Annotated in this window: 18 protein-coding genes and 1 pseudogene; 14 read left to right on the top strand and 5 right to left on the bottom strand. The window is 63.1% G+C overall.

Going from position 1 to position 24,253, the window contains the following annotated elements; translation table 11 throughout:
• Nucleotides 1-7 precede the first annotated feature (7 nt).
• Nucleotides 8-370 (top strand): adenosylmethionine decarboxylase, encoded by a 363-nt coding sequence (speD, locus tag N6H05_RS16040; RefSeq protein WP_284110514.1) that lies wholly within the window; start codon nucleotides 8-10, stop codon nucleotides 368-370.
• A gap of 63 nt (nucleotides 371-433) precedes the next feature.
• Here the strand turns inward: speD and N6H05_RS16035 are convergent, their stop codons facing one another.
• Nucleotides 434-1,546 carry an ROK family transcriptional regulator gene (locus N6H05_RS16035; protein ID WP_284110513.1) on the bottom strand — a complete coding sequence of 371 codons (1,113 nt, stop codon included), beginning with the start codon at nucleotides 1,544-1,546 and terminating at the stop codon, nucleotides 434-436.
• 125 nt (nucleotides 1,547-1,671) lie between these two features.
• Between N6H05_RS16035 and N6H05_RS16030 the strand changes: the two genes are divergently transcribed.
• Genes N6H05_RS16030 through N6H05_RS28190 form a run of 3 tightly spaced genes read left to right on the top strand, consistent with a single transcriptional unit; the run spans nucleotide 1,672 to nucleotide 6,349 of the window.
• Nucleotides 1,672-4,167: a TonB-dependent receptor gene (locus N6H05_RS16030; RefSeq protein ID WP_284110512.1), complete on the top strand. Its 2,496-nt coding sequence runs from the start codon at nucleotides 1,672-1,674 to the stop codon at nucleotides 4,165-4,167.
• Nucleotides 4,167-5,345: a YdcF family protein gene (locus tag N6H05_RS16025; RefSeq protein ID WP_284114248.1), complete on the top strand. Its 1,179-nt coding sequence runs from the start codon at nucleotides 4,167-4,169 to the stop codon at nucleotides 5,343-5,345. The genes N6H05_RS16030 and N6H05_RS16025 overlap by 1 nt, the downstream gene beginning before the upstream one ends.
• An 8-nt stretch (nucleotides 5,346-5,353) precedes the next feature.
• Complete coding sequence (locus N6H05_RS28190) at nucleotides 5,354-6,349, top strand: phospholipase C/P1 nuclease family protein (RefSeq protein WP_349666194.1); 996 nt, start codon at nucleotides 5,354-5,356, stop codon at nucleotides 6,347-6,349.
• A 107-nt stretch (nucleotides 6,350-6,456) separates the two neighbouring features.
• Here N6H05_RS28190 and N6H05_RS16020 read toward each other — a convergent pair.
• Nucleotides 6,457-7,644, bottom strand: a pseudogene (locus N6H05_RS16020) (MFS transporter); the annotation flags it as partial.
• Nucleotides 7,645-7,935: 291 nt separating this feature from the next.
• On the opposite strand from N6H05_RS16020, the gene N6H05_RS16015 reads away from it, so the two are divergent.
• Nucleotides 7,936-10,155, top strand: coding sequence for a S9 family peptidase (locus tag N6H05_RS16015; protein WP_284110509.1), 2,220 nt, complete (start codon nucleotides 7,936-7,938; stop codon nucleotides 10,153-10,155).
• 71 nt (nucleotides 10,156-10,226) lie between these two features.
• On the opposite strand, the gene N6H05_RS16010 is transcribed toward N6H05_RS16015, so the two are convergent.
• Nucleotides 10,227-10,937, bottom strand: a complete 711-nt coding sequence (locus N6H05_RS16010) for a class I SAM-dependent methyltransferase (protein WP_284110507.1) — start codon at nucleotides 10,935-10,937, stop codon at nucleotides 10,227-10,229.
• Between the two features lie 163 nt (nucleotides 10,938-11,100).
• On the opposite strand from N6H05_RS16010, the gene N6H05_RS16005 reads away from it, so the two are divergent.
• The 5 genes from N6H05_RS16005 to N6H05_RS15985 are packed head-to-tail and all read left to right on the top strand — an operon-like array spanning nucleotide 11,101 to nucleotide 16,638.
• Entirely contained in the window at nucleotides 11,101-12,126 is a 1,026-nt protein-coding gene (locus N6H05_RS16005) for an aspartate-semialdehyde dehydrogenase (RefSeq protein ID WP_004207185.1), read from the top strand.
• 8 nt (nucleotides 12,127-12,134) lie between these two features.
• On the top strand, nucleotides 12,135-12,818 hold the full coding sequence (locus N6H05_RS16000; RefSeq protein WP_284110504.1) for a DUF2238 domain-containing protein: 684 nt from the start codon (nucleotides 12,135-12,137) through the stop codon (nucleotides 12,816-12,818).
• Nucleotides 12,815-13,576, top strand: coding sequence for an alpha/beta fold hydrolase (locus N6H05_RS15995; protein WP_004207183.1), 762 nt, complete (start codon nucleotides 12,815-12,817; stop codon nucleotides 13,574-13,576). The genes N6H05_RS16000 and N6H05_RS15995 overlap by 4 nt, the downstream gene beginning before the upstream one ends.
• Nucleotides 13,577-13,634: 58 nt before the next feature.
• Nucleotides 13,635-15,458, top strand: coding sequence for a M2 family metallopeptidase (locus tag N6H05_RS15990; RefSeq protein ID WP_284110503.1), 1,824 nt, complete (start codon nucleotides 13,635-13,637; stop codon nucleotides 15,456-15,458).
• Between the two features lie 31 nt (nucleotides 15,459-15,489).
• Nucleotides 15,490-16,638 carry a GGDEF domain-containing protein gene (locus N6H05_RS15985; RefSeq protein WP_349666193.1) on the top strand — a complete coding sequence of 383 codons (1,149 nt, stop codon included), beginning with the start codon at nucleotides 15,490-15,492 and terminating at the stop codon, nucleotides 16,636-16,638.
• 35 nt (nucleotides 16,639-16,673) lie between these two features.
• On the opposite strand, the gene N6H05_RS15980 is transcribed toward N6H05_RS15985, so the two are convergent.
• Nucleotides 16,674-18,128: an AMP nucleosidase gene (locus N6H05_RS15980; protein WP_284110499.1), complete on the bottom strand. Its 1,455-nt coding sequence runs from the start codon at nucleotides 18,126-18,128 to the stop codon at nucleotides 16,674-16,676.
• Nucleotides 18,129-18,221: 93 nt separating this feature from the next.
• Nucleotides 18,222-18,704, bottom strand: a complete 483-nt coding sequence (locus tag N6H05_RS15975; RefSeq protein ID WP_125997541.1) for a peroxiredoxin — start codon at nucleotides 18,702-18,704, stop codon at nucleotides 18,222-18,224.
• A 144-nt stretch (nucleotides 18,705-18,848) separates the two neighbouring features.
• Here N6H05_RS15975 and N6H05_RS15970 point away from each other — a divergent pair, with 144 nt between their 5' ends.
• From N6H05_RS15970 to N6H05_RS15955, 4 genes are all read left to right on the top strand, one after another.
• Nucleotides 18,849-19,409 (top strand): YqgE/AlgH family protein, encoded by a 561-nt coding sequence (locus N6H05_RS15970; RefSeq protein WP_284110496.1) that lies wholly within the window; start codon nucleotides 18,849-18,851, stop codon nucleotides 19,407-19,409.
• A 185-nt stretch (nucleotides 19,410-19,594) separates the two neighbouring features.
• The gene (locus N6H05_RS15965) at nucleotides 19,595-20,185 is read left to right on the top strand and encodes a hypothetical protein (RefSeq protein ID WP_284110495.1); all 591 of its coding nucleotides are present in this window, start codon (nucleotides 19,595-19,597) and stop codon (nucleotides 20,183-20,185) included.
• A gap of 119 nt (nucleotides 20,186-20,304) precedes the next feature.
• Nucleotides 20,305-21,723: an adenosylhomocysteinase gene (ahcY, locus tag N6H05_RS15960; RefSeq protein ID WP_004207176.1), complete on the top strand. Its 1,419-nt coding sequence runs from the start codon at nucleotides 20,305-20,307 to the stop codon at nucleotides 21,721-21,723.
• 179 nt (nucleotides 21,724-21,902) lie between these two features.
• A complete protein-coding gene (locus N6H05_RS15955) occupies nucleotides 21,903-24,251 on the top strand; it encodes a sensor histidine kinase (protein WP_284110493.1) in 2,349 nt (782 codons plus the stop codon).
• The last annotated feature ends 2 nt before the right edge of the window (nucleotides 24,252-24,253 follow it).

Here is a 24,253-nt window from a genome sequence, read left to right as displayed (position 1 = left end):
ACCACCCATGACCTATGATGGCCGACATCTGCTGGCGGACCTTTATGGCTGTCCCGTGCTCGACGATGTGGCGCTGGTCGAAACCGCCCTGCGCGCGGCTGCGGACAGCGCGGGCGCGACGGTGATCGGCCTGCATCTCCATCATTTCGGCGAAGGTCAGGGCGTCACTGGCGTCGCGCTGCTGGCCGAATCCCACATGTCGATCCATAGCTGGCCCGAACATGGCTATGCTGCGGTCGACATCTTCCTGTGCGGCGCGCGCCATGATCCGGCGGCGGCGCTCGATGCGTTGTGCCGCCATTTGGCACCGATCCGCATAAGTCAGAATCTGGTGCGCAGGGGGGACCTTTCGGGGCCGGCATCTCGATAGGTAAACTGCGGACCGTCGCTTCATTCATTTTCGATGAAGGATGGAGCGGACTGTCTGTAAATTTCACACATCGGCGGACAAGGCATGAATGGGCAGCAGCGCGGCGCCAAAGGTGATCGGTGACCCCTGAAGGCTGGATATCCGAACAGGCGGCCGGCGGTGATGGACCGTTGTCACGAGGTCTGCATCATCCAGGCGGTTGGCCAGGCCCTGAAGAATGGTGGGTGGCAAGGTGCCAGCCAGGACGATTGCCCCCGGATCAAGCCAGGCGAATGCCGTGTTGCACACCGACTCCAACTGCTCTGCAGCCCGGTCCAGCCACTTTTTAATGGTTTGGATCTGGTCCGCGGCATTGAAATCAATGTCGGTGACCGACGAAAGATCGCACCCATTGCTGCGGAGCATAGCCAACAGATCCAGCGGGCTGGGACGGGGCAGATGGCCCGGAAACAGGCAGCCAATCTCGCCCGCCACGCCATATTGCCCGCGCATCAGTCGCCCGTCGACAATGACGCCGGCGCCAATGCCGAAGCCCAGCAGCAGTACGACGATCGTGCCGAAATCGCGCAGCAGTCCCCCCAGATAATATTCGGCGATCGCCGCGGCATTGGCATCATTCTCGATCCACAGCGGCCAGCCCATTTCGGCGGACAATATGTCGCGCAGCGGCGCATCGCGCCAGTTGGGCAGGACGTCGACGACGCTCCATCGATCGCCGGCCGGCGACAGGGACGGCCCCGGCACCGCGACGCCCAGGCCCAGCATGCGCCGTCCCAGCAGGCCGTGCCGGTCCACCAGTTCATGCGTCATGCGCCGCACCTTGCGGGCAAATTCCTGGGGATCGATCGGTGCCACGGCCTCATGATGGGTGGCGATGGTGGCGCCGGTGAAATCGACCAGGGCGATGTCGATGAAGCCCTTGTGCGCCGTCGCGCCGACAGCATAGCCGCCATGGCCGGCCAGGCGCAGGGGAATGGCAGGGCGCCCGCGACCCTGTGCTTCCGCGCCCGGCACTTCCTCCACCAGATTGAGGCCGATCAGGTCGCGCGACAGGCGGGTGAGGGCGGTCCCGCTGATCTCCAGCGCGGACGCCAGCGCGGAGCGGGACAATGGCCCGGACTTGCGCAGCATCTGGAGGATGCGCCGCTGGTCCTTGTCCAGGGTGGGAAACTGCATGATCGATCCCGCTATCGGTGAAAAGCGACGACCAGTTATGGTGATTTATTTATTTTCACAACAATAATTAAAAATGTCATATCGGACGGCCAGAGGCGCCCCGACCAATTCAGAGGGGACGCATCATGCTCAAGACTTTCCTTGCCTCCGGCACGGCGCTTGCCGCGCTTTGCACCATCGCCACGCCCGCCCTGGCGCAGGCCGCCGCCGACACCGCGCCCGCCGCCGAAGCGGCCGCCGATACCGGCAACGGCCCCAACGACATCATCGTCACCGGCTCCACCCGCGCTCAGCGCCGCTTCGACGTATCCTATGCGATCAACACCATCTCGGCCGAAGATGTGGAGAAGATCGCCCCTGTCAATTTCGCCGACCTGATCGGCCAGCTGCCCGGTTTCCAGACCGAAATCACCGGCGGCGAAGTGCAGAATATCTACCGCATCCGCGGCCTGCCGAACGACGGCGGCTTCGTCAGCTTCCAGCAGGACGGCCTGCCGCTGTTCCACGAGAATGACGGCGTCTTCTTCCGCGGCGACGCGATCCCGAAGCAGGATCTGATGACCGACCATGTCGAGGTCGTGCGCGGCGGCCCGGCCCCGGTCTATGCCAGCTATTCGGGCGCGATCATCAACGCGATCACCGTGACCGGCAGCGACGAAGCGCGCGGCAAGGCGCAGGTTACGCTCGGCGACACCGGCCTCTACCGCCTTGACGCCTATCAGGCCGGCCCGCTCGGCAACGACACCTATTATGCGATCGGCGGCTTCATCCGCTATCATGACGGCTATCGCGACAATGGCTTCGCCAACGACAAGGGCGGCCAGCTGCGCGCCAATATCAAGCATGATTTCGACAATGGCTCGATCAAGCTGAACCTCAACTATGTGAACGACCACAACGTCTTCTATCTGCCGATCCCGATCTCCGACCCGCGCGATCCCAGCGTCTCGCTCGACAAATATATCGACTATTTCGATGGCACGATGAACTCGCCGGCGCTGCGCCACGTGAACCTCAAATATCGCGACGGCACCGGCCAGGTCCAGAGCCGCACTGGCGACCTGTCGGACGGCCGCCACATGCAGATGGTCAATTTCGGCGCGCAATATGATGGCGATTTCGACGGCTGGCTGGTTTCGGCCAAGGCCGGCTACACCCAGGGCAAGCTCGATTTCAGCGCCTTCTACTCGACCACCAACCCGGCTGACGGCAACGCCTTTGCCGCCGGCTATCTCGCCCGCGCCACGACGGCTTTCGGTGCGGTCGACCATTTCGGCTATACGCTGGCCGGCACCAACACCGTCTATGATCCCTATGCGGCGTCCGGCCTGGTGATGCAGGGCCAGTATCGCGACATCCATTCGAAATTCTATTCGGCCCAGGCCAATCTGTCGGTCGCCAAGAAGTTCGAGACCGGCTTTGGCACCCATGACCTCAAGCTCGGCGTCTATGGCAGCTTCTATGGCGAGGACAGCCGCACCCTCTATCAGAATTACCTGATCGAAGTGGCGGGCAAGCCGCGCACGCTGGACCTGGTCGCCTATAATGCCGCCGGCGCGGAAATCGGCCGCGTCACCGACAATGGCGTGCTCAACTATGCCGCCACCCTCAACCAGGGCGACAGCGACGCCAAGATGTTCGCCGTCTTCGCCAACGACACCTGGGAAATCGTGCCGGGCCTGCGCATCGACGCCGGCATCCGTCACGAACGCTACAGCTACAAGGGCTGGGCCGCGCTGACCGAGGCGGCCAATCTGGGCGACGCCAGCACCCTGGCGGACGACAGCACCCGTGCCTTCACCGGCGTGATCCTGAACCAGAAACTGAAGCCCAACGTCACCAACTGGACGGTCGGCGCCAATTACGACTTCTCCAGCCATGTCGGCATCTATGGCCGCGCATCGCACCTCGAAACGCCGCCCAACGTCCAGACGGTGATGAGCATCAACCCGACGATCATCACCACCAAGGCCGACCAGTTCGAGGCCGGGCTGAAGCTCGCCTTCGGCCGCTCCTATCTCTACGTCACCGGCTTCTACACCAATTTCGATCCCTTGAACGCCAGCTTCCTGGCCTATGATCCGACCACGGGCCGCAACGATGTCAACGTGCCCTTCATTGGCGAGGCGCAGGTGAGGGGCGTCGAATTCGACGGCAAGCTGGCGCTGACCAACTGGTTCTCGCTCAATGGCGCGCTCACCATCAGCGATCCCAAATACAAGAATTTCGAAAGCTCGACCGGCGCCGATCCGGAACAGGCCGAAGGCAACCAGATCGTCCGCCAGCCCAAGATCTACGGCAATATCCGCCCCAGCTTCGACTTCCAGACGGGCGACACCGACGTGTCGGTCTATGGGCGCTACACCTATATGGGCAAGCGCTATGTCGACCTCTACAACAACACCGCGCTGCCGGCCTATGGCACGATCGGCGCGGGCATCACGGCGCGCCATGGCAGCTGGCAGGCACAGATTGTGGGCGACAATCTGTTCAACGCCCATGGCCTGACCGAAGGCAATACCCGCACCGACTCGCTGAGCGGGCAGGGCAGTGCCGAGGCGATCTATGGTCGCCCGATCTTCGGCCGCAACTTCCGCCTCGTCATCAGCAAGTCCTGGTGATGGCCCGCCGCCTCGGCCGCGTTGCGGCGTCTTTGATGACGATGGCGGCGGTGGCGATCACGCCCGTCCCGGCTCTGGCCGGGGCGGCGCGCGACGCCGTGACGGAGGCGCTGTCCCGGCGCCTCTTTCCCGTACTTGACGCCCTTGGACACGACCCGGCCGCCCTTGCCGCCTTCCGCGCCCGGCCGGACATGGATGCGCTGCTCCATGCCCGCGAAGATCGCCGCACGGCATGTGCCGGCGATGTCGATTGCGTGGCACAGGCCCATATCTGGACCCCGACTGAGATCGCCCTGATGGTGCAGGCCGCGCTTTCGCTGCGTGACGTGCCGGTCGCCGACGATGGTGCCGGTGCGCAGATCCGCCGCGAGGTAGAGGGGATCAATGCCATCCTGCGCAGCTATGCGCTAGGGCAGGTGCCCGCCTATCCCGATATCGACGGCGCTGGCACCATCGACCCGCGCGAGCGCCAGGCCAGGCTGCGCGCCGCCGCCTGGATCGCGCAGACGCCGCGCAAGGGATCGGCCCAGGCGCTGGATTCCAGCATCGACTATGTCCTTGCCCTGCTCGACGTCAGTGACCGCACCGACGCGATCGGCTTCGAGCCGCTGACCGGCGGCCTCAACGCGCCCGCCATGGCGCGGGCCAAAAATATCGACTGGAAACGCTATCGCTACAGCGCGCTGATCGTCACCGGCGTCGGCCCGGAAATCGACGGTATGGCGCTGAGCCCATTCGGCAAATATCATCTGCGTCTTGCCGCCAACCGCTTTGCCGATGGCGACGCGCCCTTCCTCATCCTGACCGGCGGCCGCGCCCATCCGCGCGCGACCCGCTTTGCCGAGGCGCAGGAGATGCGCCAGGCGCTGATCGACCGCTATGGCGTGCCGGCCGATGCCATCATCATCGAACCCTATGCCCGGCACACCACCACCAATTTGCGCAACGCCACCCGCCTGCTGATGGCGATGGCGGCGCCGCTGGACAAGGATACGCTCATCGTCTGCAATCCGGGGCAGAGCGCGATGATCGAAAATCCCCTGTTCGTGCAGCGCAACGACAAGGAACTGGGCTATCAGCCCGGTGCCATCGGCGCGCGCCTGACCCCCACCGAATTGTTGTTCCGCCCGTCGCGCCTGTCCGCGCGGGTCGATCCGCGCGATCCGCTTGACCCCTGAAGGGAGGCATGATGATGATGCGTAAACTGACCTTGGCCCTGGCGCTCGGTGCGCTGGCGTTCAGCCCCGGCGCCGCCATGGCCTGGGGCGGCACCGCCCATGCGGTGATCGACCGCGCCGCGCTCGACGCCATCCCGCAGGACGGCCCCGTCTTCCTCAAGGCCTATACCGACTATATCGCCGCCTCCGCCTCGCTGCCCGACAGCTGGCGCGGGGATTCGGAGAATTTCTCGAAGATTGAGGAAGATCCCAATCATGGCTGGTTCCGCGAGCAATTCGCCTTTCTGAAGCCGATCCCGCGTTCGCGCTATGAATTCGTGATCGCACTCTACAAACGCTATGAGACGATCAAGGCCAGCGATCCGGCGACCGCCGCGCGCACCAATGTTCGCTGGACCGGCACTTTGCCCTATGCGGCGATCGAGGCCTATGACCGGCTGATTGTCTGCATGCGCCAGGTCCGCAAGGCGCAGGCGACGGGGCAGGACGCATCCGTGCCGGCGCAGCATTGCGCTTTCGACACAATCCGCCTTGGCCATTATATTGGCGATGGTGCGCAGCCCATGCATGACTCGATCCATTCGGACGGGTGGCGTGGCGACAATCCGAATGGCTTCACGACCGATCGCAGCGTGCATGGCCGGTTCGAGAGCCAGTTTGTCGATGGCATGAAGCTGACCGTGGCCGACATCGCGCCGCGCATCGGCGCGCCCGGCCGTCGCGACGGCGACATGTTCGACGCCGTCCTCGCCTATCTGGACGAGGCCGGCGACAAGGTGGCGCAGGTATATACGCTGGAGAAGCGGGCGGGCTTCACCGATTTTGCCGACCGGATCGTGCGCGCCATGGTCTATGAACGGACCGCGGCCGGTGCCGCGATGCTGCGCGACATGCTCTGTCGCGCTTGGGCCGAAAGCGCCCAGCCGCCGGCGAAGGTCACGCCCGCCCCGCTGGACTTCGCCAATCCCCGGTTCAATCCGGAGACCGGATCGGCGCCCGACTGACGGCGCCGGTCCAGCGCGGCAAGCAGGCGGCCATGCCGGGCGTGACCCAGTGCGAAGCAGCGCATCAGCGCGATGGCGGCAAGGCTGCCGATCAACGGGATGCCCAAGCCTAGCCCGATGATACCCGCCTGCACCGCCATCGTCTGCGTCTGGCCGGGGACATAGCCCAGGCCGCCCAGCGTCCAGCCGATCAGGCTGGTCGAGGCCGCGCCGCTTGCCTTCACCATCACGAGGTAGGCGGCGAACAGGCCAGTTTCGAACCGCCTGCCGTGCCGCCATTCGACCACATCGACAGCATCGGCAAGCAGCCCCCATGGCAGCATGAAGACGCTGGCGAGGCCGAAGCCGATGACCGCCGCGCATCCCAACAGCGCCGTTGACCAGGACAGGCAGAGCCCGAATGCCACCAGCCCCAGGATGCTCACGCCATGGCCCAGGGCAAGCAGCACACTCTTGCTGAACCGGCCGGTCAGGGCGGTCCAGCACAGGACTCCGGCGAACTGACCTGCTGCCAGCGCCAGTAACAATGTCGCGACCAGATCGGGGCGGTGGACGACATAGCTGCCCATATAGAGCAGCGTCCGTCCGAAGGTCGGCGCGGCAAAGCCGGTCAAAAGGGCCAGCAAGCCCATGCCGATCACCATGGGATCGCGCAGCGGCACGCCGACACCGTCGGGGCCGGACCCATGCCCCATCGGCCGGGGACTGCCACTGCCGGATGTCCAGGCACACAGGATCATGGTCAGGGCGAACAGGCCGCCGGCCACCGCGCCGGCCAGCGCCATGGTGCCGAAGGCATGATCGCTGCCGGCCCGTTGCACCAGCGGCGTCAGGACGGTCGCCACGACCAGCGCACTGGCCGTGCTGAAGAGCAGGCGATAGCCGGACACGCGCCCGCGGGCGCGGCTGTCGCTGGTCACTTGCGCCATCAGCGCATTGTGCGGCACGTCGATGATAGCATAGGCACCCCGGAACATCAGCAGCGCGGCCGCCAGCATCCATAGTTGCCGCGCGCCCAGCATCGGCATCGCATAGAGCAGGGCAAAAGCGATCGCGCAGGGCGTCGCCGCGACCGCGACCATCCAGCGATAACCCCTGCCTGCCTGTCGTAGCCGAATGACCAACCGTGCGGCGATCAGATCGAAGACGAGATCGCCGCCCAGGGCGGCCAGCATCAGCCATCCCGCGGTGGTGCCACCTAGGCCGAATATGTCTGTAAGCAAGAACAGGATCGTCAATTCCGCGCCGCCAAAGACCAGCGCCTTACCGAAATTGCCGGAGGCATAGGCCAGCATGCGGCCATCTTCCCGTGTAATGATCACCTCAACGTCCCGTATGTTCGTGACCGCACGGAGATTTGTGGGGCGCGCGCGTCCTAAAAGGCTATTCTTTCATTCGTGCGACAAAGGGCTAAGCGCAGGCCTCATTGATTGAGCCGGAAGGTGACGGTTGCGGCGATGCAGATGGCGGACATGCAGGTGTGGCGGGACATATTCTTCCAACAGATTGATCTTTTCCATCGCGTCGCGCTAAGCGATATGCAGGTCTTGCCGCGTCCTTTTGGATGCGGCCTCGAAAGGATGAAGATGCCCCCATATCTGAAGGCCGGTGCTGCAGTCAGCGCCTTGCTGCTGCTTCCCGTCGCTACCGCGCAAGCGCAGGACAAGCTGACGCTGGAGCGCGTGTTCGCCAGTCCCGACCTCGCCGGCCCGCAGCCGCGTGCGCTCAAGCTTTCGCCTGACGGCAAGCTGGTAACCTTGCTCAAGCCGCGTGCCGACGAGAAGGAGCGGCTCGACCTCTGGGCGATCGACACGGCAACCGGCGCCGAGCGCATGCTGGTGGATTCAAAGAAGACCGGCAGCGGCGCGGAACTGAGCGAAGCAGAGAAGATGCAGCGCGAGCGCGACCGCTCGGTCGCGGGAAGCACCGGCATTACGAGCTATGACTGGTCGCCTGATGGCAAGACGATCCTGGTGCCGGTCGACGGCGATCTCTATCTCGCCGCGCTCGACGGCAAGGTCACCCGCCTCACCGACACGCCGGATGGTGAACTCAATGGCGTGGTCAGCCCCAAGGTCGGCTTCGTGTCCTTCGTGCGTGGCGGCAATCTGTTCGTGCAGCCGATGAACGGCAGCGAGAAGCAACTGACCCAGGGCGCCAGCGATACGGTCAACTGGGGCGTGTCGGAATTCGTCGCGCAGGAGGAAATGGACCGGCGCACCGGTTATTGGTGGTCCCCCACCGACGCGATGATCGCGGTCGCACGGGTCGATGAAAGCCCGGTCGGGATCGTTACCCGCACTGCGATTGGCGGCGAAGGCACCAAGGTCTACCAGCAGCGCTATCCCGCCGCCGGCACGCCCAACGCCATCGTCGATCTTTTCGTCATGAAAGCTGATGGCTCGGACCAGGTCCAGGTGGATCTGGGCACGGACAAGAATGTCTATCTCGCTCGTGTCGACTGGTCGAAGGATGGCAAGACCCTCTATGTCCAGCGCGAAAGCCGCGACCAGCAGCGGCTTGACCTGCTTACGGTCGATCCGGCGACCGGCAAGGCGAAGATCGTCCTCACCGAAACGTCGAAGAGTTGGATCAACCTCAGCAACAATTTCACGCCGCTGAGCGACGGCAGCTTCCTGTGGTGGTCGGAAAAGACCGGCCATGGTCATCTCTATCATGTGCGGGACGGCAAATGGACCGCGCTGACCAGCGGTGACTGGGAAGTGCGCGATATCGTCGGCGTGGATGAGGGCAAGGGCCTGGTCTATTTCACCGGCAATCGCGAGACCCCGCTGGAACAGCAACTTTACGTCGCCTCGTTGGCCAAGGCTGGTCCACTCAAGGCGCTGACCGCCAAGGGCTGGTGGAACGACGCAGTGATGGATGGCGCGGCCAGCCGCATGGTCGTCACCCGCCAGAATGCAGACCAGCCCAAGCAGGTCTATCTGGCCGATAGCGCGGGCAAGCAGTTGCAGTGGATTTCAGAAAATGCGCTGAAGGGTGATCATCCCTATGCGCCCTATCTGGCGAGCCATGCCAAAACCGTATTTGGCACCGTCAAGGCCGCCGACGGAAGCACCCTCTACACCAAGATGCTCACCCCACCGATGCAGCCGGGCAAGCGCTATCCGGTGTTCATGATCCATTATGGCGGTCCGGGTGCTGGCCGCCAGGTGACCAACACATGGAGCGGCGCACTCAACCAATATCTGGTCGATCAAGGCTGGATCGTCTTTTCGATCGACAATCGCGGCACGCCCGATCGCGGCAAAGCCTTCGAGGACCAGATCCATCGCGCCATGGGCACGGTCGAGGTCGACGATCAGTTGAAGGGCGTCGAATGGCTGAAGGCCCAGCCCTTTGTCGATCCCAAGCGGATCGCCACCTATGGCTGGTCCTATGGCGGCTATATGTCGCTCAAGCTGGCGGAAAAGGCACCCGACACGTTCGCCGCGATCGTTTCGGGCGCGCCGGTGACGAAGTGGGAGTTTTACGACACCCATTATACCGAACGCTATCTGGGCCAACCGCAGGACAAGCCGAGCGCCTATCCAGGGTCGGATGCGGTCGATGAGGCGGTGAAGATCAAGGCCCCGTTACTGCTGATCCATGGCATGTCGGACGACAATGTCGTGTTCGACAACTCCACTGCGCTGATGGCGAAGATGCAGGCTGCGGCGGTGCCTTTCGAGCTTATGGTCTATCCGGGCCAGACCCACCGCGTGGGCGGACCGAAAATCAGCGTTCACCTTTGGACGACGATCGAGAATTTCCTGCGCGATCACGGTATCGATCCCAAGGATTGAGGATCGCCGAAACGAAAATGGCCTCCCGCTCGGCATGGAGTTGGAGGCCATTTTCTTGAAGCGGAACAGGCTCAGCGCCAGGCGTGGAAGATCGCCCGGCGATAGCGATCCTTGCGACGGAAAGGCATCGCCCAACGGCGCCAGCCCAGATTGTCCAGCGTTTCGGGCAGTACCTGGAAACGGGTATAACCAAAGCGGCGACACATCTCGCGCAGTGCCAGAATGTTGGGTGCCCAGAAATTGGTCGAATCGCGATCCAGTTCCAGTTCGGTGAACAGGCGCATAGCGGGAACCGGCTCATGGCGCAGCGCCGTCACCGTCTCGATCACCAGATGATCGCTGCTCATCGCCGCTGCCGCTTCGAGTACGCGATAAGGGTCGGTGACATGATAAAGCACGCCCAGCAATAGCACGATGTCGAACTGGCCGAGTTCTTCGGCCCTATGTTGCGCGACGTCGAGGTCGAGTGAGCGAACGCCAGAGTCGAAGCGGGCGTGGGCGTGGTTGAAGCCGCGCTTGTCGCCCCAGCCTTCGCCAGACCAGCAGAAATGGTCAGTGGCCAGCACTTCTTTGGCGCCGCGCCGCTCTGCTTCGAACGAAAAGAAACCATCCCAGGCACCGATGTCGAGGACACGCTTGCCCGCCATCGGTTCGTTGAAGATCAGGTCTGCTTCAGCACGCAGCGGCTGCAGCGGCTTGATGCCCTGAACCTGTTCACCGTCAGGAAAGGCGAAGGAATGAAACCAGCGATCGGGGAGGGGGGGCAGCGTCAAAGACGACATCAATATCGGTCCGGGCCTTGCGGAAATGGACTGGCTTCCTAGCCGTATCTGGGCGCGTCGACAATCCACTGCCTATCGCTGGCAATAGCCCTTCTTTCTGGACAAATCGCGCCACTGCGCTATGCGCCACCCCGCAATACTGCATGGAGTGGAGTGTTAAGTCATGGGTTATAAGGTCGTCGTCGTTGGTGCCACCGGTAATGTGGGCCGCGAGATGCTGACCATTCTCGCCGAACGCGAATTCCCGATTGACGAGATCGCGGCGGTTGCATCGCCCCGGTCGCAGGGCACCGAAATTGATTTCGGTGACACCGGCAAGACACTCAAATGCAAAAATATTGAACATTTCGACTTCACCGGCTGGGACATCGCCCTGTTCGCGGCCGGCTCCGGCCCGACCGCCGAATATGCGCCCAAGGCGGCGGCTGCCGGCTGCGTCGTGATCGACAATTCGTCGCTCTATCGCATGGACCCGGACGTGCCGCTGATCGTGCCCGAAGTGAACCCGGACGCGATCGATGGCTATGTGAAGAAGAACATCATCGCCAACCCCAACTGCTCGACCGCGCAGATGGTCGTGGCGCTCAAGCCCTTGCATGACGCCGCCAAGATCAAGCGCGTCGTCGTCGCCACCTACCAGTCGGTGTCGGGCGCCGGCAAGGAAGGCATGGACGAGCTGTTCGAGCAGTCGCGCAACATCTTCGTCGGTGATCCGGCCGAGCCGAAGAAGTTCACCAAGCAGATCGCCTTCAACGTGATCCCGCACATCGACGTCTTCCTGGACGATGGTTCGACCAAGGAAGAATGGAAGATGGTCGCGGAAACCAAGAAGATCCTCGATCCCAAGATCAAGCTGACCGCGACCTGCGTGCGCGTGCCGGTGTTCGTCGGCCATAGCGAAGCGATCAACATCGAGTTCGAGAATGAGATCTCGGCCAAGGAAGCGCAGGACATCCTGCGCGAAGCGCCGGGTATCATGCTGGTCGATAAGCGCGAGGACGGTGGCTACATCACGCCGATCGAATGCGTCGGCGATTTCGCGACCTTCATCAGCCGCGTGCGTGAGGATTCGACCATCGAGAACGGCATCAACCTGTGGTGCGTCAGCGACAATCTGCGCAAGGGCGCGGCGCTGAACGCAGTGCAGATCGCCGAACTGCTGGGCCGTCGCCACCTCAAGAAGGGCTGAGCCTGCACATGATCTCCGGCGCTGTCGCGGCATGGAACGCCCTTCCTGTCGCACAGCGTCGGATGATCGCCACCTTGCTGGTGGCGATCGGGCTGGCCAATGTCGCGCAGCCCTTTCCCGATCTCGCGCCGTTGCAGCATGGGCCGACACTGCTGCTGGCGTTTGCCGCGCCTTGGCTGCTGCGGCGCTGGCCGCTCTCGACCGGATCGGCTGGCTGCATCTGGCTGTTCCTGCTGCTTCACACCTTCGGTGCGCGCTGGATCTATACCTATGTCCCCTATGACGATTGGGCACGGATGCTCAGCGGTCATGATATTTCCAGTCTCTTCGGCCTGCAGCGCAATGCCTATGACAGGCTCGTCCATTTTGCCTTCGGTGCGTTGCTGACGGCGCCGTTTGCAGAGATTGCGCGACGCAATGGCAGCCTGCGCCATGGCTGGAGCCTGGCCTTCGCCTTTGCTGCAATCGGCCTTGGCAGCGCACTTTACGAGATATTCGAATGGCTGCTGACAGTGATCGCCGCCGGCGAGACGGCGGACTATTATAACGGCCAGCAAGGCGATGTGTGGGATCCACAAAAGGACATGGCCGCCGCCCAGATCGGCAGCGCCCTGGTCCTGATCGCGCTCTTGCGCGGGCGCGGCGGAGATCCTATCGGCGAGACCCCAAGCCCCGAAGGACCAGCGCAATGACCGACCTGCAGATCGAACGCCATGATATCAAGGGGCTGGGCGGCCTGCCGATCGCGGTGCACGTCGTGGGACAGGGACGCGACCTGGTGCTCATCCATGGTTATTTCTCCAATGCCTGGACCAACTGGATCCGTTACGGCCATGCCGCCAAGCTGGTGGAGGCGGGTTTCCGCCTGATCATGCCGGACCTGCGCGGTCATGGCGAAAGCGGCAAGCCGCATGATGCAGCGGACTATCCGGCCGATGCGCTGACCGACGACAATCTGGCGCTGGTCGAGCAGATGGGGCTGACCGATTATGACCTCGGCGGCTATTCGCTGGGCGCCCGCACGACCGTGCGGATGCTGGCCCGTGGTGCGACCCCGCGGCGGGTGATCCTGGCCGGCATGGGCCTGCGCGGCCTGACCAAGACACTCGACAAGGGCGGCTATTACAAGAAGGTGCTGACCAATCTCGGCACGTTCGAGCGCGGCACGTCGGAATGGATGACCGAGGCGTTCCTCAAGACCACCAAGGGCGATCCGGTGGCGATGCTGCACATCCTCAACACCTTCGTCGATACCGACGAGGCGACGATTGCCGGCTTCCAGCAGCCGACCGAAGTGATCTGCGGCGCCGACGACCAGGATAATGGTATTGCACAGGAACTGGTCGATGCACTGCCCAACGGTCGCTATGTCGAGATACCGGGTAATCATATGAACGCCGTAACCCGCAAGGAGCTGGGGCAGGCGATGGTCGATTTCCTGACCGCTTGACTGTCTCGCCCGCCTAATCCACCTTGGCCCCATAAGAAGACCTGAGGGGCCAAGTTTCATGAAAATCGCCATTTCGATCGCCGCACTTGCGGCTGCGCTTGTTGCATCGCCGGTGCTGGCGCAGCAGGCGCCGACCACGCAGCAGCAGACCGCGGCCGAGGCCGAAGCCTTCCTGACCAAGGCGGAGAAGGCGCTGTTCGACCAGTCGCTGATCAGCAGCCGGGCCGCCTGGATCAACGCAACCTACATCACCGACGACACCGACGCGCTCGCTTCCTATTTCGGCGCGATCGATACGACGATGCGGGTCGACTATGCCCTGGAGGCTGCCAAGTTCGCCACCGCGCCGGGCCTGACCGAGGAAACCAAGCGCCGGCTGACGCTGCTGCGCACCGCGCTGACCTTGCCCGCGCCGACCACGCCCGGCGCCTCGCAGGAACTGAACGATCTCGCGACAAAACTCCAGTCCACCTATGGCAAAGGCAAAGGCACGCTGAACGGCCAGCCGATCAACGGTAGCGATATCGAAGAGAAGATGGGCACGGACCGCAATCCGGACGAGCTCAAGGAAATGTGGGTCAGCTGGCACGACAATGTCGGCGCGCCGATGCGTGGCGACTATGCCAAGCTGGTGACGATCGCCAACCAGGGCGCCAAGGAACTGGGCTTTGCCGATACCGGTGCGATGTGGCGGTCAAAATATGACATGCCGGCTGACGACTTCGCCAAGCTGACCGACAAGATCTGGGCCGAGGTGAAGCCGCTCTATGACGAGCTGCATTGCTATACCCGGACCAAGCTCAACGAGAAATATGGCGATGCGGTCCAGGCCAAGACCGGGCCGATCCGCGCTGACCTTCTCGGCAATATGTGGGCACAGGAATGGGGCAATATCTATGACATCGTCGCGCCCGCTGGTGCCGGCGATCTGGGCTATGACATCACCGACCTGCTGACGGCCAAGAATTACGACCCGATCAAGATGGTGAAGACGGGCGAGGGCTTCTACAGCTCGCTCGGCTTCGCGCCGTTGCCCCAGACCTTCTGGGACCGTTCGCAGATTATCAAGCCGCGCGACCGCGAAGTGATCTGCCACGCTTCCGCCTGGGATCTGGATAACAAGGACGATATCCGCATCAAGATGTGTACCAAGGTGAATGGCGACGATTTCGTTACCATCCACCATGAGCTGGGCCATAATTATTACCAGCGCGCCTATAATATCCAGAAGCCGCTCTATCTCGACGGCGCCAATGACGGCTTCCATGAGGCGATCGGTGATTTCATCGCGCTGTCGATCACGCCCGACTATCTTGTGAAGATCGGCCTGCTCGATCCGGCCAAGGTGCCGGGCACCGACAAGGATCTGGGCCTGTTGCTGCGCCAGGCGATGGACAAGGTCGCGTTCCTGCCGTTCGGCCTGCTGATCGACAAGTGGCGCTGGGGCGTGTTCGACGGATCGATCCCGGAAAGCAAATATGAGTCGGCCTGGACCGACCTGCGCCGCCAATATCAGGGCATCGTTCCGCCGGTCGCGCGCGACGAGATGAAGTTCGATGCGGGCGCCAAATTCCATATCCCAGGGAATACGCCCTATACCCGTTATTTCCTGGCGCGTGTGTTGCAGTTCCAATTCTATGAAGCAGCCTGCCGTCAGTCCGGTTGGAAGGGTCCGCTCCACCGCTGTTCCTTCTATGGAAACAAGGCTGTAGGGGCAAAACTTGATGCCATGTTGCAGATGGGTGCATCCAAACCCTGGCCGGATGCGCTGCAAGCCTTCACCGGCAGTCGCGAGATGTCCGGCAAGGCGCTGGTCAACTATTTCGCGCCGTTGCAGGGCTGGCTCAAGGAGCAGAATAAAGGCAAGTCCTGCGGCTGGTAAGTTGCCGTAAAAATTGGTAAACGGCCGGTTTATGAGCGCGCCGGCCGTTATCCTTTCTCTCCTTTTCGGTACTGCCCTGGTGATGACAATCGCCATGGCTGTCTCTTGGCTGCATTTCGGTCGTCAGAAGCATGTGCTGACTTGGACAGCCTCCTATGCGGTTGCCATACTTCAGTGGATTGCCAACGCGGGCGGCTATTTCCTGCAAAGCCGGCTGCTGTTCATTGTGACCGGTATCGGCCTGATCATCAGTGCATCCTTGTTAGCGATCGGCATCCGCCAGCGCTCGGGCCGGCCTTTGCAACTGCTCGCTTTCGCCTTGCCCGCAATTCTGGTGAGCCTGGCGATGGCCATTGCGATCGGACCGGTGGGCAGCCAGATCATGCAGGGGATGATCATACCGGCCTATGTCGGCCTGCTGATGGCGGTCAGTGCCCTGTCGCTGTGGCCCCGCAATCGGCCCTTCACACCGCCAGAGTTCGCCTTTTTCCTGGTGCTGCTCGCCTTTGCTATCGGCCAACTGGCGCTTGCCACCTCCGCCGCCCTGATCCGCGGCCCCGACGAAGGCAAGGAGCTTTATCGCGCAATTTTGGGCCTGTTCATGCCGACCGTCTATGTCGGCACGGCGGTTGCGGCCGTATTGGTGGTTGCGGGCGACCTGGCCCAGCAATTGCGACAGAAGATGATGCACGACCCGCTGACCAATGTGCTCAATCGTCGGGGTATCGCGGAGGCAGCAGAGCGGGCGATCGCCAACGCCCGCCGTCAGGGGCGTCCTGTCTCGCTGGTCATTTGTGATCTGGATGGCTTCAAGGGGCTGAATGATGGCTATGGTCATATGGCGGGCGACGCGGCGCTGCGCGGCTTTGCTCATTTGCTGACCAATGCGGTGCGGCGTGGCGATGTGGTCGGTCGCCTGGGTGGCGACGAGTTCGGCCTGCTGATGGTGGACACTGGCGCAGAGGTCGCGGCCGATGCGATGGAGCGCGTCCGGGCCGAAATCAGCTGCCTGCGCCTTGGCGAGGCGCCGCAAGCGCTGTTGCATGCCAGCTTTGGCGTTACCGATTTGCGGCCGGATGATCGCGAACTGGACGATCTGGTCGCGCGGGCGGATGCGGCGCTCTATGCCGCAAAGCGCGAAGGCAAGAACCGGGTCACGGTATCCCGCGCCGCCGCCTGATCGAAGAGATCGGCAGCAGCGCGGGGATTTCCGCTTTACCGGAAGGGCGGCTCGTTGAAGGCGCGCAGCTTGCGGCTGTGCAGCTTTGGCCCTTCCTGGCGCAACAGTTCGCAGGCCATCAGGCCGACGCGCAGATGGCCGGCAATGGCTTCCTCATAGAAGCGGTTGGCCTGGCCGGGTAGCTTCAGTTCGCCATGGATAGGCTTGTCCGACACGCAGAGCAGCGTGCCATAGGGGACACGGAAGCGATAACCCTGCGCCGCGATCGTGGCGGATTCCATGTCGATGCCGACCGCGCGGGACAGGCTGAAGCGCAGGGCGGAGCTGGAATAGCGCAATTCCCAATTGCGATCGTCGGTGGTGACGACTGTGCCCGTGCGCAGGCGGCGCTTGAAATCCTCAGGATTGCCTCCGCCCAATATTGCTTCGGCGGCGCTTGCCATCGCGACCTGCACTTCGGCGATCGCCGGCACCGGGATTTCGGGCGGCAGCATTTCGTCGAGGACATGGTCGTCGCGCAGATAGGCGTGGGCTAGCACATAGTCGCCGATCCGCTGGCTGGGCCGCAGGCCGCCGCAATGGCCGATCATCAGCCATGCTTCCGGGCGAACGACGGCCAGATGGTCGCAGATCGTCTTGGCGTTGGATGGGCCGACGCCGATGTTGACAAGCGTGATGCCGCTGCGATCCGGTGCGATCAGATGATAGGCTGGCATCTGATGCTTGCGCCAAGCGCTGTCGGCGATCATCTGGGCCGGGTCCGCCGTTTCAGGCGTCACGAAGACGCCGCCGGCACCCGATAGCGCGGTGAAGCGGCTGCCCGGCTGCTGCAGTTCCTTGCACGCCCAGTCCACGAACTCGTCGACATAACGATGATAGTTGGTGAACAGGATATAGCGTTGCACATGTTCGGCCGGCGTGCCGGTATAGTGCTTCAGGCGCGCCAGCGAAAAATCGGTGCGCAGCCCGTCGAACAGGGCCAGCGGACGGTCGCCTTCGGCATCGGGCGTGAACAATCCGTCGGCGATCTCGTCGCCGATCTCGGCCAGTTCCGTTGCCGGGAAGTGGCGCGCCAGTTCGGTCGGCGGCGTGCCGTCGAGCGCGTTGATGTCGAGCCCGTCCAGGACATAGGGGAAGGGGATCTGCTGATCCGACAGGCCGGTTTCCACCTCCACGCCATAGTCGCGGACCAGAAGGTCGATCTGTTCGGCAAGATAATCGGCGAACATGGCAGGCCGGGTGACCGTGGTCACATAGCGGCCGGGTTTCGACAGGCGCGCGAACGAACGGCCCGGCGGCGGCGCCTGGCTGTCATCCTGATAGGTGACCCGCAGTTCGGGATAGCAGAAGCGCCGATCGGCCCTGGCCTCGGGCGGCGGGATGCTGCCGTCGCGGGCATAGGCACGCATGGCTTCCCGCAGATTTTCGATGGATGTCTGATAGATGGCGTCGAGTTGCGCGACGATCGCTGTGCCGATGCTCTGTGTCATCACCTCTTGCTACCGCACTTGTGTGACGGAAGGAAGATGCCAGCGAAACAATCGCGCACCCGACCGACCGGGCCGGGCGCGCGATCGGAAAATTCAGAGCTGTTCGAGCATGAAGTCGGCCGAGGAGACCTTGAAGTCGCCCGGTGCTTCGACGTTCAGTTCCTCTACGACGCCGTCCTTGACGATCATCGAGAAGCGCTGGCCGCGCTCGCCCAGGCCAAACTTGCTGCCGTCCATCGTCAGGCCCACGGCCTGCGCGAAGCTGCCATTGCCGTCGGCCAGCATGGTCACCTTGTCATCGGCGCCGGCCGACTTGCCCCATGCACCCATGACGAAGGCGTCGTTGACGGCGGTGCAGGCGATTTCATCGACGCCCTTGCCCTTGAGGGCGTCGGCCTTTTCGATGAAGCCGGGCAGATGCTTGGCCGAGCAGGTCGGCGTGAAGGCGCCGGGCACCGAGAAGAGGGCAACGGTGCGGCCTGCGAAATATTCGTCCGAAACAACCTGCTCGGGGCCGTTTTCGGTCATCTTCGTGAAGGTCGTGCTGGGAAGGCGATCACCCTTGGCGATGGTCATATCTTGTCTCCTGGCCTGTGGCGTCGCGGAGTTCGTTGCTCGTGCCTTCGCTGTCAAGGGTGCGGGCGCGGAATATGGCATGATGCCCCTTTGCCGCGACGGTCGCCGATTGGCATTGGCGCGTTTCTGCCTATATTCCGAAGCATGACCGATCCGCGCTTTTATGGCGGCCGCTTCCTTCTGGCATTGCCGGGCATGGAGGATGAGCGCTTCGACCACTCCGTCATCGCTCTGTGCGTGCATGACGAAGATGGGGCGCTGGGCATTTCCCTGAGCGAGGAGGTAGAGGGGATCGGTTTGCGCGATCTGCTCCAGAGTTTCGATATCGACGGCTCGGCCATTCCCGACCAGCCGGTGCTGAAGGGCGGACCGGTGGAACCGCGACGGGGTTTCGTGCTGCATTCGCTCGACTGGGCCGGGCAGGATATGGTGCAGTCAGGACCGGACTGGGGGCTCTCCGGCTCGCTCGACATATTGAAGGCGATTGCCGAAGGGCGCGGCCCAAGCCGCTATCTTGTCGCGCTGGGCTATGCGGGCTGGGGCGCAGGCCAACTGGAACAGGAAATGGCCGGCGAAAGCTGGTTCCTGGCCGAAGGGGATGCAGCCCTGCTGTTCGACACACCTGCGCACCGCAAATGGCGCGCGGCCTATGCCGCTGCCGGGGTCGATTCGGCTCATCTGGTGAGTGGCGGCGGGTCGGCCTGACTTTTTGATCCGTTGCGCTGTCGATTGTCGACCGTTGTAGAACCAGAACAACAAAAGTCATTCGCGGCTTGTTCTGTCATCGCAACTGAACCGTTTAGGGTAAATTCGCCTTAACCGTGGCGCGATAGATTGCAGCAATCGGTTCCGCCCATTCTCCGTCTCCGGGGAATATGCGGGGTTATTTCATGAAGAAGATTATCTGTGCGGCGCTTGCCGCAGCGATGCCGCTCGCGCCGGCGTCGGCGGCGACCTGCTGGAAGAAGGATCATGTCGAGGCGGCGCAGGTCCGCAATTTCGAGATGATGCTGATGGTGTCGGCGCTCCGCTGCAATACGAGTGCCTATGATTTCCTGCCGGCCTATAACCAGTTCGTGCGTGAAAAGCGGACGGCGCTGGTCGAGGTGAATGACGCGCTGCGGAGCCACTTCGCGGACGTTGCAGGTCTGGAGGGCGGCCTCGACGCCTATGATGACTATGTGATCATGCTCGCCAACAGCTATGGTGCGGGTGCCGGCGGGCTCGAATGCCGGGATCTTCAGGCGATCCAGGCGGCGGCCAATGCGGTCCCGGCCAATCGGGCTGCGATCTGGAAATTGTCGGAATCTGCCGGCATCGCGCCGCGGATCGATGCGCCCCAGTGCGACATGGCGATTGCGCTGGCCAATGATCTGCTGGCCGACGAAGGTGTGAGTGGCGGCTCGGCGGGCCGATCAATCGCACTGGCGGAGGGGGAGGCACGCCTACCGTCCGCACAGGTTCGGGGACCGGCCAATTAACACATAAAGAAAGCTTTATATTGAGTTGCCATGCTTGGCGGCGATTGGTAAAGCCCGACCATCGCCGCCGCCTTCCTTATGCCGGCGGCCGGTCAATTTCTAATGATGGAGACAGGCTCGTGGCCACCGTACCCGCTGACAAGGCGCAGGATTATGTGATCGCCGATATCGGCCTTGCCGCCTTTGGTCGCAAGGAAATCGAGATCGCCGAAACCGAAATGCCCGGCCTGATGGCTCTGCGCGCCGAATTCGGTGCGTCGCAGCCGCTCAAGGGCGCGCGCATCACCGGCTCGCTGCACATGACGATCCAGACCGCCGTGCTGATCGAGACGCTGACCGCGCTGGGCGCGCAGGTCCGCTGGGCGACCTGCAACATCTATTCGACGCAGGACCATGCCGCCGCCGCGATCGCCGCGTCGGGCGTGCCGGTCTTCGCTGTCAAGGGCGAGAGCCTCCAGGAATATTGGGACTATGTCGAGCGCATCTTCGACTGGCACAATGACGACAGCGGTGTCTGCAACCTGATCCTCGACGATGGGGGCGACGCCACCATGTTCGCCCTGTGGGGCGCCCGCGTCGAAGCCGGCGAAGAACTGTTCACGCCGTCGAACGAGGAAGAGGAAATCTTCTGCGCCGTGCTGAAGCGCGTTCTGGCCGAGCGTCCGGGCTTCCTGACCAAGACTGTCCAGTCGATCAAGGGCGTGTCGGAAGAAACCACCACGGGCGTGCATCGCCTGTATGAACTGTCGAAGAAGGGCAAGCTGCCCTTCCCGGCGATCAACGTGAACGACAGCGTCACCAAGTCGAAGTTTGACAATCTCTATGGCTGCAAGGAATCGCTGGTCGACGCCATCCGTCGCGGCACCGACGTCATGCTGGCCGGCAAGGTCGCCTGCGTCGCCGGTTTCGGCGATGTCGGCAAGGGTTCGGCCGCATCGCTGCGCAACGGCGGTGCCCGCGTTCTCGTGACCGAAATCGATCCGATCTGCGCATTGCAGGCCGCGATGGAAGGCTATGAAGTCGTAACGATGGAAGAAGCCGCGCCGCGCGCCGACATCTTCGTCACCGCCACTGGCAACGAAGGCGTTCTGACCGTCGATCACATGCGCGCCATGAAGAATATGGCGATCGTGTCGAACATCGGTCACTTCGACAGCGAGATCGAAATCGCCGGCCTCGCCAACATGAAGTGGACCGAGATCAAGCCGCAGGTCGACGAAGTCGAATTCCCCGATGGCAAGAAGATCATCGTCCTGTCGAAGGGCCGCCTGGTCAACCTGGGCAACGCCACCGGCCATCCCAGCTTCGTGATGTCGGCCAGCTTCACCAACCAGACGCTGGCCCAGATCGAGCTGTGGACCAAGAGCGAAACCTACGGCAACGACGTCTATGTCCTCCCCAAGCATCTGGACGAGAAGGTCGCCGCGCTGCACTTGGAAAAGCTGGGCGTCAAGCTGACCCAGCTCAGCCAGCGTCAGGCCGACTATATCGGCGTGCCGGTCGAAGGCCCGTTCAAGCCGGACCATTACCGCTATTAAGACAAAAAAGGGGGAGGGTCATCCTCCCCCTTTTTACCTTATCTGATGCCCGGACCATGCCGTACCGGGCATTCATCATATCTGGATGCTTCCCGCCGTCGCAGACTTGCGATAGGCCCATGGCCATTGGTCTGTATGAACGATAAACAATTGGTCGCGAACGGGATGGGAATGGCGCAATGGGGTCTGTGAGCCCGCTTGCCACTTTGTTGCTGGGCACGATGATGGCCGGCTGGCTGGGGGCTGCGATATGGGCGCTGGTCACTGGCCAGCGCATGCGTCGTGAAGGCATGCAGGCGCAGGGAAAACTGGATCGACTGACGACATTGCTGGCGTCGGCACCCGCTGCACCTGTGATCATTCATCCCGACGGACGGATGGAGGCTGCAGACCGGCTGGGCAAATGGCTGGGCCGGGATCGTGTCCCGACCTTCGTGTCCGAACTGACGGCGCCTGACGGTGGGCTTGAGCCCGGCGATGCCGCCGCGTTGGGGCGTGAAATTGGTGCCGCACAAAAGGCCGGCAAGAGCTTTTCCCTGCCGATCAGAGGCAGCGGATCATCCCGAACCTTGCTGGTTCGCGGGGCGCCGGCAGGGCCGGGGCTGGCAGGCAATGGCGGCGTGGTCCTCTGGATCTTCGACGCGACCGACAGCCAGGCTGAAATTCAGGCGCTGAGCGGGACCGTGGCACAACTGCGCGAGGCGCTGGAGGCACTGGCAGGACTGGTCGAGGCCGCGCCGTTCCCGATGTGGCACCGGACGCCCGATCTTCGATTGAGCCTGGTCAACAGCGCCTATGTGCGCGCGGTCGATGGCCCTGGTGCCCATGATGTGATCATGAACGGCACCGAACTGGTCGAGGACGTCAACGGGTTCAGCCCACAGGATGCCGCCGCGCAGGCCATGGAAGAGGGCGCCTCACTTGCGCGGATCGTTCCTGCGACCATTGATGGCGAACGGCGGACGATGCGCGTCGTCGACGTGCCGCTGGGTGCGGCCGGGGTCGCAGGCTTCGCGATGGACCAGCATGAACTGGAACAGGCACGGGTCGAGCATCGCCGGCTGGAAGCGGCACAGCGCGATCTGCTCGATCGGCTGTCGGCCGGTGTCGCGCGCTTTGGTCCCGACCGGGCGCTGCGTTTCTGGAACCAGCCCTTCATCAGCCTGTTCGGCCTGAAACAGGAAGCGCTCACGGATGCGCCGCTGTTCGAGCGCGTGCTGGATCAGATGCGCGATGCGCGCCGCCTGCCGGAAAATCGCGATTTTCCGGCCTGGCGCGCGGAGCGGCGCGACTGGTTCCTGTCGCCTGATCCACTGGAGGAAAACTGGCTGCTGGTCGATGGCACGCATTTGCGCGTCTATGCCCAGCCGCTGCCCGACGGTGGCCTGTTGCTGATCTTCGAGGATCGGACCGAGCAGGTGCAATTGTCCAGTGCGCGCGATACGCTGCTGCGGGTGCGGACGGCGACCTTCGACAATCTGTTCGAGGCGATCGGCGTCTTCTCGTCGGATGGGCGCCTGCATCTGTGGAACAGCCGTTTCCGCACCATCTGGGACATCAGCGAAGAGGCGTTGGGCAAGCATCCCCGCATTGATGAGTTGATGCGCGCCGTGCAGAGCCGCCTTGCCAAACCGCAGCAGAGCAATCTGGTGCGCGAACTGGTCCGCGCGGCAACGGTCGAGCGCAAGCAGCGCGTCGGCCATGTCGGCTTTGCCGATGGGCGTATCTTCGAATTTGCCGCCATTCCGCTGCCGGATGGCAATGCCCTGTTCACCATGCTGGATGTCACCGACAGCCGGCGGGTCGAGCAGATGCTGCGCGACCGTAACGAGGCGCTGGAGCAGGCCGACAAGGTCAAGACCGCCTTCGTCACGAATATGAGTTATGAATTGCGCACGCCGCTGACGACCATTGCCGGCTTTGCCGAGATGATGAGCGCGGGCTATGCCGGTGAACTCAGCGAAAGTGCGGTCGAATATGTGAACGGCATCCTACAGAGCACCGGGCGCCTGTCGATGCTGATCGACAATGTGCTCGACCTGACTCAGGGCGAGGCCGGCACCCTGCCGATCGAGCGCAGCGAGGTCGATCTGGCGGCGCTGGTGCGCGCTAGCGTCGCGCGCATCGACGCCGAGGCAAAGGCCAAGGGGATCGATCTTGCCGTCACCCTGCAGGATACGCTGGGGGTGATCCAGGGCGATGCGCGACGGATCGGTCAGGCGGTCGATCATCTTCTGGAAAATGCGGTGCGCTATTGCGGCGCGGGCGCACGAGTGCTGTTGCATGGCGATGGCGGCCCCGATCTCGCTCGCCTGGTCGTGTCGGACAATGGCCCCGGCATCGATGCGATCCGGCAAGCCACGATCTTCGATGCGATCAGCCGCGCCGAGCAGAACCGCAAGGGCGCGCGAGCGACGATTGGCCTGCCGCTGGTCAAGCAGTTGGCGCAGGCCCATGGCGGCACGTTCGAATTGGTGTCTGAACCGGGACAGGGAACGATGGTCGTGATCGAGCTGCCGCGTGGCTGATC

The sequence above is a fragment of the Sphingobium sp. WTD-1 genome, from assembly GCF_030128825.1.
GTDB lineage: Bacteria > Pseudomonadota > Alphaproteobacteria > Sphingomonadales > Sphingomonadaceae > Sphingobium.
The sequence above is the reverse complement of the archived record's forward strand: the minus strand, read 5'-3'. Positions and strand labels throughout refer to the sequence as shown.